A 13,697-nucleotide genomic window follows, 5' to 3' on the forward strand; every position below is an offset into this window, starting at 1 on the left:
CTCACATCTTGTTCAACACCAAATTCCGGTAAAGGAGCAGCCTATGGCTACCGTTAAGGTCGATATCAACAATTTCCAGTCGGAAGTTCTGGAATCCGCAGAACCCGTCGTCGTCGATTTCTGGGCTGAATGGTGCGGTCCTTGCAAAATGATTGCTCCGAGCCTCGAGGAAATCGCCACGGAACTGGCTGGCAAGGTCAAGGTTGCCAAGCTTAACATCGATGAAAACCCGGAACTGGCCGCTCAGTTCGGCGTTCGCTCGATCCCGACGCTCGCAATCTTCAAGGGCGGCGAAGTTGCCGACATCTCCATCGGCGCAAAGCCGAAGACGGCGCTTTCCAGCTGGATTTCCAGCGCAGCCTGACGATATCGACAGTTTGATACGAAAAGCCCGGCAAATGCCGGGCTTTTTCATTTGGGGGGTGTACCGTTTTCCGCCAGTACGTCGCCGACGAGATAAAGAGAACCGCCAATAAGGATACGCGGTGGCGGCGCCTCCGGATCGACGGTCGAAGCGATGGCGTCCAGGGCGTCGATGACGGACGCCATCGGTTCGGCCACGAGACCGGCGTCGTAGGCGGCATGGGCCAGAATCACCGGGTCGATCATCGCCTCGCTGCCGCGGATCGGTACGCAATAGATCTTCTCCGCCAGGTCCGTGAAGGCCTTGAAATAGCCGACCGGATCCTTGGTATTGATCATGCCCGATACCAGGAACAGCGGACGGGACTGGCGCTCTTCGAAATTCGCCATGGCTTCGGCGATCACTTCACCGGCACCCGGATTGTGGCCGCCATCGACCCAGATTTCCGACCGTGCCGGTGCATGGCTCAAAAGCCTGCCTTCCGTCAGTTTCTGCAGACGGCCCGGCCATTCCACCGTTTCCATCGCCTTTTCCATCATCGGCTCGGTGACGGTGAAGCCTGCAGCCTTGACAGCCCTGATGGCGGCAGCGGCATTGGCATATTGATGGCGCCCAGGCAGGCGCGGCAGGGGCAGATCCGCGAGGCCGAACTCGTCCTGATAGATCAGCCGACCATATTCCTCATGGGCGATGAAATCCTGACCGAAGACAGCGCTCGGGCAGTTCAGCCGCTCGGCGGTCGACATCAGCACGTCGAGCGCCGCGTCATATTCCTGATGGCCAATGACGACGGAATGACCGCGCTTCATGATGCCAGCCTTTTCCGCAGCGATCAGTTCCACCCGATCGCCGAGATGGGGCTGATGATCGAGCGAGATCGGCATGATGACGGAAACAGCTGGATCCTCAATGATGTTGGTCGCGTCGAAACGACCCCCGAGGCCAACCTCGATGATTGCGGCATCAGCCGGATGTTCGGAAAAAAGAATGAAAGTGACGGCCGTCAGAATTTCAAAAACGGTGATCTTCTCGCCATCATTGGCCTTCGCCACACGTCGCAAAGCCTCTGCAAAAACGGCATCATCAACTAGCTGACCACGCCCGTCTGGGACACCGAGACGGTAACGTTCGTGCCAATTTACGAGATGCGGAGAGGTATGGACATGGACGCTGTAGCCGCCTGCTTCCAGGAGCGCGCGGCAGAAAGCCGATGTCGAGCCCTTGCCGTTCGTGCCGGCGATATGGATGACAGGGGGGAGATTGCGTTCGGGATTGCCGAGCGCTTCCAGAAGGCGCCTGATGCGGTCCAATGACAAATCGTAGCCCTTGGGATGCAATCCCATGAGCTTCTCGATCTCCTGCGCCGCCTCACTCACCGCGATCTGGCCTCTGTTCGTCATCGGCCCGCCCTATCCTGTGAGGTTTGCTGCTCAGGCGCTCGCCGCCAGAGCAATCATCCCATTGGCATCATTTGCTGCCGCAGCCGGCTTCTTGGTCAGGATCTTCAACAGGCGCGCCAGCGTCGCGGGAATATCGTGACGCTTGACGACCATGTCGACCACGCCGTGTTCCAGAAGATATTCCGACGTCTGGAAGCCCTCAGGGAGCTTTTCACGGAGTGTCTGTTCAATGACACGTTTGCCGGCAAAGCCGATTTCGGCGCCCGGTTCGGCCAAATGAATGTCACCAAGCATAGCGTAGGACGCCGTTACGCCGCCCGTCGTCGGATTGGTCAGAACCACGATATAGGGCTGGCCTGCTTCCTTGAGCATGTCAACCGCAACCGTCGTGCGTGGAAGCTGCATCAGCGACATGATGCCCTCCTGCATACGAGCACCGCCGGAAGCCGGGAACATAACGAGCGGGCACTTTTCCGCAATCGCGCGTTCGAAGGCTTTGACGATAGCCTCGCCAGCAGCCATGCCGAGCGAACCGCCGATGAAGTTGAATTCATGGACGACGGCGACGAGCTTCAGGCCTTGCACGCTGCCGAGACCGGCAAGGATCGTGTCTTCCTGCTCGGTCTTGAGACGGCTGTCACGCAGGCGATCGCTATATTTCTTGGAATCGCGGAACTTCAGCGGGTCCTGGGCGACCTTCGGCTGCGGCAAAGCTTCGTATTCGCCGTTGTCGAACAGGTCGGCAAGGCGCGCCTTTGCCGGCATTTTCATGTGATAGCCGGAAGCGGGGATGACCCACTTGTTGCTTTCGAGGTCCTTGTGAAAGACCATCTCGCCCGTTTCCGGGCACTTGATCCAGAGGTTCTCCGGCACTTCGCGACGGCCCAGCATGGAATTGATCCGCGGGCGAACGTAGTTAGTGATCCAGTTCAACTCGAATACTCCTGATTGACTAGTGCCAATGTGGGGAAACTATTCGGCAGCAACAAGGCGCGCCGAACGCGTTCCTGTGGAAAGGCCCCGAACCAGCGTCGCAACGGCCTGAACCGTATCCGCTGTCGCCTTCCCCTCTGCCGTCAGGCTGTTGGCCACCTGATTGACGATTGCGGTACCAACGACGACGCCGTCGGCCGAAGCACCGATGATCTTTGCGTGTTCAGCCGTCTTGACGCCGAAGCCGACGCAAACGGGCAGATCGGTATGGTCCTTGATGCGCTCGACTGCGCCCGAAATCAGCGACGGATCCGGCAAGGCCGAACCGGTGATGCCGTTCATCGAGACATAATAGACGAAGCCCGAGGTGTTCTTCAAAACCGTCGGCAGGCGCTTTTCATCCGTCGTCGGTGTGGCCAAACGGATGAAATTGATACCCTTCTTCAGAGCCGGGATGCAGAGCTCGTCATCCATTTCCGGCGGCAGGTCGACGATGATCAGGCCATCGATGCCGGATGCCAGCGCATCATCGAGAAACTTCTCGACGCCGTAAATATAGATCGGGTTGTAGTAACCCATCATGACGATCGGCGTCGCATCATTGGTCTTGCGGAAGTCGGCAGCGAGCTGCAGCGTCTTCTTCAGCGTCTGGCCTCCCTTGAGGGCACGCTGGCCGGCGAGCTGGATCGCGGGACCATCGGCCATCGGATCGGAAAAGGGCATGCCGAGCTCGATAACATCAGAACCTGCTTCCGGCAACGCTTTCATGATGCCGAGCGAGGTCTCGTAATCAGGGTCGCCGCCCATGAAATAGGTTACGAGCGCCGGGCGGCCTTCCGCCTTCAGATCGGCGAAACGTTTGTCCATACGTGCGGTCATATTTCTTTACTCACCCATTCCCAAAATCTTGCCGACGGTGAAGATGTCCTTGTCGCCGCGGCCGGAGAGGTTCATCAGGATGATCTCGTCCTTGCCCATCTTGGGCGCGCGCTTGATGACTTCGGCAAGCGCATGCGAAGGCTCAAGCGCCGGAATGATGCCTTCGAGGCGCGTCAGCGTCTGGAAGGCTTCAAGCGCCTCATGGTCCATGATCGGCACATATTCGGCACGGCCGATATCGTTCAACCATGAATGTTCCGGGCCGATGCCGGGGTAGTCGAGGCCGGCCGAGATCGAATGACCTTCCTTGATCTGCCCGTCATTGTCCTGCAGCAGATAGGTACGGTTGCCGTGCAGTACGCCCGGCGAGCCGGCCGTGATCGAGGCGCAGTGCTCATCGCCCTGCAGGCCCTTGCCGCCAGCTTCGACGCCGACGATCTTGACTTCCTTGTCGTCGAGAAAGGGATGGAAGATGCCGATCGCATTCGAACCGCCGCCGACGGCAGCGATGATGAGATCCGGCAGACGGCCTTCGGCTTCCAGGATCTGCTGCTTGGCCTCCGTGCCGATGACAGCCTGGAAATCGCGCACCATTTCCGGATAGGGGTGCGGACCGGCAGCCGTGCCGATCAGGTAATAGGTGCTGTCGACGTTGGTGACCCAGTCACGCAGCGCTTCGTTCATAGCGTCCTTCAACGTGCCGCTGCCGGCCGTGACAGGCTTTACTTCGGCACCCAGCAGCTTCATGCGGAAGACATTCGGTGCCTGACGCTCGACGTCGGTGGCGCCCATATAGACGACGCAGGGCAATCCGAAACGGGCGGCGACGGTGGCAGAAGCCACACCGTGCTGGCCGGCACCGGTTTCGGCGATGATGCGGGTCTTGCCCATGCGCTTGGCAAGCAGGATCTGGCCGATGCAGTTGTTGATCTTGTGCGAGCCGGTATGATTCAGCTCTTCGCGCTTGAAATAGATCTTGGCGCCGCCGAGATGCTGGGTCAGGCGCTCGGCGTAATAGAGCGGGCTCGGCCGGCCGATATAATGGGTGCCGAGATGCTTCAATTCCGCCTGGAATTCCGGATCTTCCTTCGCCTTGTTCCATTCTTCCTGCAGATCCAGGATCAGGGGCATCAAGGTTTCGGCCACGAAGCGGCCCCCGTAAATGCCGAAGCGGCCGTCTTCATCAGGACCGGCGCGGAAGGAATTCGGTTTAGGCGTCTCGTTCAATTTACACTCCCTGTGGTCGTTTCAGGCATACATGCCTGTTCAACCGCATCGAAAAACTCATCGATCATGTCCAGGCTCTTCACGCCCGGTGCACTCTCGACACCGGAGGCGGTATCGACACCCGGCGCCTTCGTCATTGCAAGAGCTTGGCCGACATTGGCCTTGTTAAGTCCGCCTGACAGCATGTAGTCGACATTGCCGTCAAGCCAGGTGAGCAGGCCCCAATCAAAGGAAACGCCATTGCCGCCTGGCAGTTCAGACCCTTTTGGCGGCTTGGCATCAAAGAGAAAACGGTCGGCGATGCCGATATAGGCTTCGACCCTCTTCAGGTCGTCGGTGCTGCGGACCGACAATGCCTTGATGACGGGGATGCCGTACATCGCCTTGATGGTCAGCACGCGCTCGGGGCTCTCGCTGCCGTGGAGCTGGAGCATATCAGGGCGCAGAAGTGCAACGATTTCATCAAGATCATCATTGCTCGGATCGACCACGACGGCAACGACCTTAGCCTTGCCACGCACAGGTTCCGCCAGCTTGCCGGCAATGTCCGGCTCGACGTAACGCGGGCTTTTCTGGAAAAAATTGAAGCCGATATGCGTCGCTCCGCGCTTCAATGCGCGCTCGACAGTCTCAGGCGTCTTCAAACCGCAGATCTTGATATCCGGTCTCATGGCAGCGAAGTGACACGAAACGGGCGAAGAGTCGAGCCAATTTGCAATGCCGGCCGCATTTAACGCGACGCTTAATCGAACTCTATCGCGTGCAATTGGCTGCCGTGACGCTTCAGCCAGGATTTCGCCTCTTCCATATGCGGGCAGAGCTTCTTGCAGAGCGCCCAGAAGTGTGGACCGTGGTTCATTTCCTTCAGATGCGCAACCTCGTGGGCGGCGAGATAATCGATCACCGAAGGCGGTGCCATAACGATGCGCCAGGAGAAGCTCAGATTTCCTTCCGAGGAGCAGGAACCCCAGCGGCTGCGGGTATCCTTCATCGAAATCGAGCGGATCGGCGCCTTGATGGAACCGGCATGCAGCCGCGACAGTCTCTCGAGATCGCTGCGCGCCTCTTTCTTGAGGAAGGTTGCGATGCGCCGGCCGATATGTTCCGGCATGCCGCTGACGCGGAGTACCGGTTTGCCGTCTGTCACGACGGCTTCGGTCAGTCCGCGCACGCTGCCTGTGTGCTCGATACGATGCCTGACACCGCGAAAGAGAATTTCGCCGCCGTCGCGCAGGCCCGTATCTGTTGAGAATTTCGCAAGCTTGGTCAGCAGCCAGCCCTGATGCCTATCAAGGAAGGCGTTGACTTCGCGGGCGGCAAGCCCCTTCGGCACCGTCATCTTCAGTGCACGGCCGCCCGGCTCGATACGAAGCGTTATCCGGGTTGCCCGATCATGCTGCTTGATCGTCAAGGGCATCAGACGGCCGGCGACATCCAGCGTCCGCTTTTCGGGCGGCGACGGTTTTTTCGTCGTACGGCGGATCTTCGGGAGCGGAAACATAGGAGTTTTCTATACGATTCGGGGGAAATCCGGGCAAAGAAAAACCGGCATCGTATTCGATGCCGGCCGTAGATTTTCCGTGATCATGCCTTACGGCGTCTGGTATTCGGCGACCGGACCATTGTCGTCGCGTTTGCCGTTCTTGCGCTCGCGCATGAAGCGGTCGAATTCTTCCTGATCCTTGGCGCGGCGAAGCTCGCGCAGGTAGGAATCGAATTCCTCACGCATTTCATCGAGCTTGCGGCGCTCCTCCTCGATCCGATCGAGCTCGGCCTTGCGCCAATCGTCGAAGGCGACATTGCCCGTCGAGAAATGCGGGCGGTGACGGCCGTGCGAACGGCGGCAGCCTGCAAAGAAGCCATCCGTTGCCTGGTTGACGTCACGCTTGAAGCCACGCAGCCGCTCGCCGAAGATGATATAGGCAAGCATGGCCAGCCCCAGAGGCCAGAAAACCATGAAGCCGAGGATCATCAAGGCAACGGTAGCCGGAGTCCAATCCGGCCGAAGCAATGCTGACTGGTTCATCGTGCGGTATCCTCGCGTTCCAGCACCCGACACGATGCCGAGTGCTGAAAAACCAAATGGTTACCGCAGAACCGGCCTTCAAGACGATTTCAGGTTAAATCGGACAAGGCCTTGAATCGATGAAACTAAATCAGCGTTTTCTAACTCACGCCGATCTACCGCCCTTGATGACGCGCTGAACCGGCGGCTTTTTTGCACGAGAATGCTGGCGCGTGAAGCTGACGATGCGAGGCGCGATCTCGCGTCGGAAGCGAGAACCGTTGAAGACGCCATAGTGGCCGACATCCGGCTGCAAGTAATGCATGCGCATCTCCTCAGGGATGTTTACACAGATGGCCTGCGCAGCCTGAGTCTGGCCGACGCCGGAGATATCGTCGTTCTCGCCTTCGACCGTCAGCAAAGCCACATTACGGATCGCAGCGGGGTCAACGCGCTTGCCGCGATGCATCAACTCGCCCTTCGGCAGCGCGTGTTTCATGAAGACCTGCTCGACTGTCTGCAGATAGAATTCCGCGGTGAGGTCCATGACGGCGAGATATTCATCGTAGAAATCGCGGTGCTTTTCCGGTTCGCCGTCGTTCTTCACGAGATGCATGAAGAACTCCTTGTGGGCGATCAGGTGACGGTCGAGGTTCATCGACATGAAGCCGGAAAGCTGCAGGAAACCCGGATAGACAGGACGCATAAAGCCCGGCTGCGGCCAGGGTACGTTCATGATGACGTTATCGGCAAACCATTCGAGCGGGCGCTCCTTGGCAAGCTTGTTGACGGCCGTCGGATTGATACGAGTATCGATCGGGCCACCCATCAGCGTCATGGACGACGGGGCCAGCGGATCCTTGGCCTCTTCCATGATAGCGGCAGCAGCGAGGACCGGCACGGAGGGCTGACAGACTGCGATGACATGCGTGTCATGGCCGAGGAAATGCAGCATCTCGATGACGTAGTCGATGTAATCGGAAAGGTCGAAGGTACCCTCCGTCATCGGCACCATGCGCGCATCGACCCAGTCGGTAATATAGATATCGGCGCTCGGCAAAAGAGCTTCGACAGTGCCGCGCAGCAGCGTCGCATAGTGGCCGGACATGGGTGCGACGATGAGGATGCGCGGGTCGCCGCTATGGCCGGCCGGCACATCGCGGGAGAAATGCAGGAGACTGCAGAAGGAGCGCGTCCAGACCACTTCCTCGCGAACCGCAACCTTCTTGCCGTCGATGACGGTCGCATTGAGCCCAAATTCCGGCTTGCCGTAGCGGCGCGTCGTGCGCTCGAACATTTCGAGGCTGGCCGAAATGGTGCGGCCGAGCGGTGTCTGCGAGAAGGGATTCAGCGGATTGGCACAGGCAAAACGCATCATATCGGCTGCAGCGCGGAAGGGGGCCAACGCTGCATGATTCAATTCATAAAGCTGGTAAAACATGAAGGGCGCCACCTTTCTCTATCCGGCAAAGACGGCGCCAATTGAAGGGCACCGGACTCTTTCCGTTAACGCTGGCACATCAACGTAGGCTAACAGGTTTTTGTTGCACAGCAACATAACATTACAGTCCGAAAGAAAAATGCCGGAAAATTGATCCCCGGCATTATCTTGGTGCACAAAGTTTAAGCTTTTCAGCAGGAAAAACAGTTAACGATCCGCTACGAAGAGCTGCTTCTGAGTGCCAAGACCTTCGATACCGAGTTCGACGACATCGCCGTCCTTTAGGAAGCGCGGCGGCTTCATACCCATGCCGACACCCGGAGGTGTACCCGTAGAGATAACGTCGCCCGGATGCAGGGACATGAACTGGCTGAGATACGACACGATGAACGCAACACCATAAACCATGGTTTTCGTGGAACCATTCTGCATCGTCTGGCCGTTGACCTTGAGCCACATGCCGAGGTTCTGCGGATCGGCAACTTCGTCTTTAGTGACGAGCCACGGGCCGATCGGGCCGAAGGTGTCGCAGGACTTACCCTTGGTCCACTGGCCCGAGCGCTCGGTCTGGAAGGCGCGCTCGGAGACGTCGTCGGAAACGCAATAACCAGCAACGTAATCCAGCGCTTCGGCCTCGCTGACATATTTCGCGGTCTTGCCGATAACGACACCGAGCTCGACTTCCCAGTCGGTCTTTTCGGAACCGCGCGGGATCTGGACATTGTCGTTCGGGCCGACGATCGCCGAGGTCGCCTTCATGAAAATGACGGGTTCGGGCGGCACGGTCGCGCCGGTTTCAGCCGCATGGTCGGAGTAATTCAGGCCGATGCAGATGAACTTGCCGGTGCCGGCAACACAGGCGCCGATACGGCTGGGCGCCAGTTCCGGCAGGCTCTTCGGATCAAGGGCGGCGATCTTTGCAAGACCTGCCGGCGTGATCGCCTCGCCGCCGATATCGGCGACATGGGCAGAAAGGTCGCGGATCTTGCCATCGGCATCGAGCAGGGCCGGCTTTTCGCGGCCAGCTTCTCCAACGCGCATCAGCTTCATGAATATCCTCCTCATGGAAAGCGGGGTGCGCCACCTATGAACGAATTATTCATCGGTGTCATTATGACTTTCCGCGGAAGCGGTACGCGCGGCTAGAAAATTTCGGCAAGCTGCGGTCCGACCGGAACGATCCGCGTGGGATTGAGGCTCTCGATCGAATAATAGCCGCGCTTGATGTGATCGAAATTCACGGTCTCGGCGATGCCGGGCCAATCCAGCATCCGCCGGCAGAAAGACTTGAGGTTGGCGTAGTCGGATAGACGCCGCAGATTGCATTTGAAGAGACCGTGGTAGGCGACATCGAAACGCACTAGCGTGACAAACAGGCGGATATCGGCCTCCGTCGGATGCTCGGCAAAGAGAAAGCTGCGTCCTTCGAACTGAGGTTCAATCCAGTCGAGGCACGCGAAAACCTCAGCAAAAGCCTCTTCATAGGCGATCTGGGTCGTCGCAAAGCCGGTACGGTAAACACCGTTGTTCAGGGACGGATAGATGCGCTCGTTGAAGGCATCGATTTCATTATGCAGAGCGGACGGATAGAGATCAATGTCACCATGGGCAAGATCGCCAAAACCGGTGTTCAGCATGCGCAGAATATCGGAGGATTCGTTATTCACGATGGTGCCGCGCTTCTTGTCCCAGAGAACCGGCACCGTCGCGCGCCCGGTAAAGCCTGAATCCGCTTTCGTGTAGATCTCATGCATGTAGGCGGCGCCGTTTAGGTCATCGGCGGTAGCACCGGGATAATCGCCGAAACGCCAGCCCTGCTTGCTGAGTGTCGGCTCGACGATCGAAACCGAGATGACGTCCTCTAGACCCCTGAGCTTGAGGCCAATCAGCGTGCGCGAAGCCCAGGGGCAGATATAGGCCACATAGAGATGATAGCGGCCAGCTTCAGCGGCAAAACCACCCTCACCCGTCGGGCCAGCGCTGCCGTCAGGCGTCACCCAGTTGCGGAAGCTGGATGTCTGGCGGACGAAACCACCCTTTTCATCTTTGGCCTGGACCGGCTGCCAGTCCTCGGTCCATTTCCCATTCACCAGCATCCCGCATCTCCTGCCAACCGGATTTGACGCTGCTTTACCGGCAGTTCTTCGCGCGCGTAAGATCCGTTTCTGGAAACAGATTGTGCACTGGCCGCGACCAAACTGTGCTTGCCAAGCAGGCGAGCACGGAAATATCACTTAAGTGATCTCCGCAATGGAATCCCCGTCCATCGCCAACTTCCGGAAGCCACTATGACGAAAGCCAACTGCCGCGAATCCGAATATCCCATCGATCCGATGTTTCTCGAGCGTTGGTCACCACGCGCCTTTACCGGCGAGATTATCGAAGAAACCCAGCTTCTGACCCTGCTCGACGCCGCGCACTGGGCGCCATCCTCCTCGAATATGCAGCCCTGGCGGTTCCTTTATGCATTGAAAGGCTCCGAGCACTGGGAAGAATTCGTGAGCCTGCTCGTCGATTCCAACCAGGAATGGGCGAAGAATGCCTCGGCACTGATCTTCGTGGTCTCGCGCAGCTTCAACGGCGCTCGCAGCGAGGGACGGTCAAGCTATACGCACTCTTTCGATGCCGGCACAGCCTGGGGCCATCTTGCCATGCAGGCCCGTATTTCCGGCTTCTATGCCCATGGCATGGGCGGCATCAAGCATGACGAGATCAAGGAAAAGCTTAGTGTTCCCGATGGCTACCGCGTCGAAGCCGGTATTGCCGTCGGCCGCATCGCCGATAAGAACACCCTTTCCGAGCGCAACCGCGAGCGCGAATTCCCGAGCCAGCGCAAGCCGCTCTCGGAGGTCGTCTTCAACGGCCATTTCATCGGCAACGATTGATCGCAAAATAAAAACCCGCAAGCCGGATGGCTGCGGGGCTTTTTCGTGACCGGTTCGGTCAGATATCGAGGTTTGCGACGCTCAGCGCATTGTCCTGGATGAATTCGCGCCGAGGCTCGACTTCATCGCCCATCAGGCGGGCAAAGAGGCCGTCGGCATCGGTTGCATCGTTGACCTTGACCTGCAGCAGCGAGCGAACGTTCGGATCGAGCGTCGTTTCCCAGAGCTGCTCGGCATTCATTTCGCCGAGACCCTTATAGCGCTGCATCGTCAGGCCCTTGCGGCCGCTGGCGAAAATCGCATCGAGAAGAGCACGCGGGCCGGAAATTTCGACATCGCCATCACGCCGGCTCAACGCCGGCGGCGTCTGATAGATTTCCTTCATGCGTGGGGTCAGCTGATCGATAAGGCGGGCATCCTGGGAACCGATCAGCGCCATGTCGAGTACGATGACTTCCTTGACGCCGCGAACCATGCGCTCGAGGCGGATACCGCCCTCGCTGGTGAGGCTGCCTTCCCAACCGCGCTCGGTTTCCTCGGCGATGATGTCGAGACGCTTGGCCACCTCGGTTGCCAGCTCCTGGGCGCGCTCGGCATTGCTGACGGTTTCGGCATTGAGCGCGCCGGCGATTGCCGCCTGTTCGACGACCGCACGATTGTAGCGCGAATGCAGGTTGTCGAGCAGCGCGCGCAGGCGCAGGGCATCGTGAATGACTTCATTCAGATCCTGGCCGACACGGACTTCGCCGCTGGCGAGCTTCAACGCCGCATCTTCCAGACCCTGGCCGATCAGATAATCTTCCAGCGCTTTTTCGTTCTTGACGTACTGGACCGACTTGCCGCGCGAGACCTTGTAGAGTGGTGGCTGGGCGATATAGAGATGGCCGCGCTCGATCAGTTCCGGCATCTGCCGGAAGAAGAAAGTGAGCAACAGCGTACGGATGTGGGCGCCGTCGACGTCGGCATCCGTCATGATGATGATCTTGTGGTAGCGCAGCTTCTCGGCATTGAACTCATCCTTGCCGATGCCGGTGCCAAGCGCGGTGATGAGTGTGCCGATTTCCTGGCTCGACAGCATCTTATCGAAGCGGGCACGTTCGACGTTCAGGATCTTGCCGCGCAGCGGCAGGATCGCCTGATTTTCGCGCGAGCGCCCCTGTTTTGCAGAACCGCCTGCCGAGTCACCCTCGACGAGGAAGACTTCAGACTTGGCCGGATCGCGTTCCGAGCAGTCGGCGAGCTTGCCGGGCAGCGAGGCGATATCGAGCGCACCCTTGCGGCGCGTCAGTTCGCGCGCCTTGCGGGCGGCTTCACGGGCGGCAGCGGCCTCAACGACCTTACCGACGAGAATCTTGGCTTCGCTCGGATGTTCTTCGAACCAGGTATTCAAGGCCTCATTGACGAGACTTTCGACGACAGGGCGAACTTCCGACGAAACAAGTTTGTCTTTCGTCTGCGATGAGAATTTTGGATCCGGTACCTTAACCGACAGGACTGCGGTCAGACCTTCGCGACAATCTTCGCCCTGCAGCGTCACCTTTTCCTTTTTCGTAATGCCGGAATTATCGGCATAGGAAACGACCTGACGCGTCAATGCGGCACGGAAGCCGGCCATATGCGTGCCGCCATCGCGCTGGGGGATGTTGTTGGTGAAGCAAAGCACGTTCTCGTGATAGCTGTCGTTCCACCACATGGCCACCTCGACGGTGATGCCATCCTTCTCGCCGCGGATCGCGACGGGCTTTTCGACAAGCGGCTTCTTGGCACGGTCGAGATAGGAAACAAAGGCTTCGAGACCTCCGTCATAGACCATCTCTTCCTGCTTGATGTCGGAGTGACGCTTGTCCGTCAGCAGAATGCGGACGCCGGAGTTGAGGAAGGCGAGTTCGCGCAGGCGGTGCTCGAGCGTGCCGTAGTCGAACTCCGTCATCGTGAAGGTTCCTGAGCTCGGCATGAAGCTCACTTCCGTGCCGGTCTCGTTGCCGGCTTCGCCTGTTACCTTCAGAGGGGCATCCGCGACACCATGGGTGAAGCTCATCTCGTGGATCTTGCCTTGGCGACGGATCTTCAATTTCAGCCAGACGGAGAGTGCATTGACGACCGAAACGCCGACGCCATGCAAACCGCCCGAAACCTTGTAGGAATTCTGGTCGAACTTACCGCCGGCATGGAGCTGGGTCATGATGACTTCAGCTGCCGAAACGCCTTCGCCGCTGTGAATATCGGTCGGAATGCCGCGGCCGTTATCCGTCACGGTCACAGAGCCATCCGGATTGAGCGAAACGGTGACTATGTCCGCGTGACCGGCTAACGCTTCATCGATCGCGTTATCGACGACTTCATAGACCATGTGGTGGAGGCCCGAGCCATCGTCGGTATCGCCGATATACATGCCGGGGCGTTTGCGCACGGCATCGAGGCCCTTCAGGACCTTGATGGAGTCTGCGCCATATTCGGTGTTTACGCCGTTTTCCGTCGCGGGTGCATCGGTCATTCTGTCGAGATTTTCCCTGTTGTCGTCAGCAACGGCGCGCCTTGCGAATCACCGGCTTTTTCAATGTCG

General features: G+C 58.7%; 13 protein-coding genes. 2 read left to right on the forward strand and 11 right to left on the reverse strand.

Going from position 1 to position 13,697, the window contains the following annotated elements:
• The first annotated feature begins 43 nt into the window (after positions 1-43).
• Positions 44-364, forward strand: coding sequence for a thioredoxin (gene trxA, locus H4W29_RS09400; RefSeq protein ID WP_192728681.1), 321 nt, complete (start codon positions 44-46; stop codon positions 362-364).
• Positions 365-411: 47 nt separating this feature from the next.
• Here trxA and H4W29_RS09405 read toward each other — a convergent pair whose 3' ends face one another.
• From H4W29_RS09405 to H4W29_RS09450, 10 genes are all read right to left on the reverse strand, one after another.
• Positions 412-1,764: a bifunctional folylpolyglutamate synthase/dihydrofolate synthase gene (locus tag H4W29_RS09405; RefSeq protein WP_192728682.1), complete on the reverse strand. Its 1,353-nt coding sequence runs from the start codon at positions 1,762-1,764 to the stop codon at positions 412-414.
• Positions 1,765-1,794: 30 nt separating this feature from the next.
• Positions 1,795-2,697, reverse strand: coding sequence for an acetyl-CoA carboxylase, carboxyltransferase subunit beta (accD, locus tag H4W29_RS09410; RefSeq protein WP_192728683.1), 903 nt, complete (start codon positions 2,695-2,697; stop codon positions 1,795-1,797).
• A gap of 39 nt (positions 2,698-2,736) precedes the next feature.
• On the reverse strand, positions 2,737-3,576 hold the full coding sequence (trpA, locus tag H4W29_RS09415) for a tryptophan synthase subunit alpha (RefSeq protein WP_192728684.1): 840 nt from the start codon (positions 3,574-3,576) through the stop codon (positions 2,737-2,739).
• 6 nt (positions 3,577-3,582) lie between these two features.
• Entirely contained in the window at positions 3,583-4,803 is a 1,221-nt protein-coding gene (gene trpB / locus H4W29_RS09420) for a tryptophan synthase subunit beta (protein WP_192728685.1), read from the reverse strand.
• A complete protein-coding gene (locus tag H4W29_RS09425; protein WP_192728686.1) occupies positions 4,800-5,474 on the reverse strand; it encodes a phosphoribosylanthranilate isomerase in 675 nt (224 codons plus the stop codon). The genes trpB and H4W29_RS09425 overlap by 4 nt, the downstream gene beginning before the upstream one ends.
• Before the next feature lie 71 nt (positions 5,475-5,545).
• Positions 5,546-6,304: a M48 family metallopeptidase gene (locus tag H4W29_RS09430; RefSeq protein WP_192728687.1), complete on the reverse strand. Its 759-nt coding sequence runs from the start codon at positions 6,302-6,304 to the stop codon at positions 5,546-5,548.
• A 90-nt stretch (positions 6,305-6,394) separates the two neighbouring features.
• A complete protein-coding gene (locus tag H4W29_RS09435) occupies positions 6,395-6,829 on the reverse strand; it encodes a DUF2852 domain-containing protein (protein ID WP_192728688.1) in 435 nt (144 codons plus the stop codon).
• Positions 6,830-6,974: 145 nt separating this feature from the next.
• Positions 6,975-8,249 carry a polyhydroxyalkanoate depolymerase gene (locus tag H4W29_RS09440; protein ID WP_192728689.1) on the reverse strand — a complete coding sequence of 425 codons (1,275 nt, stop codon included), beginning with the start codon at positions 8,247-8,249 and terminating at the stop codon, positions 6,975-6,977.
• A 207-nt stretch (positions 8,250-8,456) separates the two neighbouring features.
• The gene (locus H4W29_RS09445) at positions 8,457-9,299 is read right to left on the reverse strand and encodes a fumarylacetoacetate hydrolase family protein (RefSeq protein ID WP_192728690.1); all 843 of its coding nucleotides are present in this window, start codon (positions 9,297-9,299) and stop codon (positions 8,457-8,459) included.
• 92 nt (positions 9,300-9,391) lie between these two features.
• Entirely contained in the window at positions 9,392-10,345 is a 954-nt protein-coding gene (locus H4W29_RS09450) for a glutathione S-transferase family protein (RefSeq protein WP_192728691.1), read from the reverse strand.
• 192 nt (positions 10,346-10,537) lie between these two features.
• Here H4W29_RS09450 and H4W29_RS09455 point away from each other — a divergent pair, with 192 nt between their 5' ends.
• Positions 10,538-11,134: a nitroreductase family protein gene (locus H4W29_RS09455; protein ID WP_192728692.1), complete on the forward strand. Its 597-nt coding sequence runs from the start codon at positions 10,538-10,540 to the stop codon at positions 11,132-11,134.
• 58 nt (positions 11,135-11,192) lie between these two features.
• Here H4W29_RS09455 and gyrB read toward each other — a convergent pair whose 3' ends face one another.
• Positions 11,193-13,628: a DNA topoisomerase (ATP-hydrolyzing) subunit B gene (gene gyrB / locus H4W29_RS09460; RefSeq protein WP_192728693.1), complete on the reverse strand. Its 2,436-nt coding sequence runs from the start codon at positions 13,626-13,628 to the stop codon at positions 11,193-11,195.
• Positions 13,629-13,697 lie beyond the last annotated feature (69 nt).

The organism is Rhizobium viscosum, from assembly GCF_014873945.1.
Classification (GTDB): domain Bacteria; phylum Pseudomonadota; class Alphaproteobacteria; order Rhizobiales; family Rhizobiaceae; genus Rhizobium; species Rhizobium viscosum.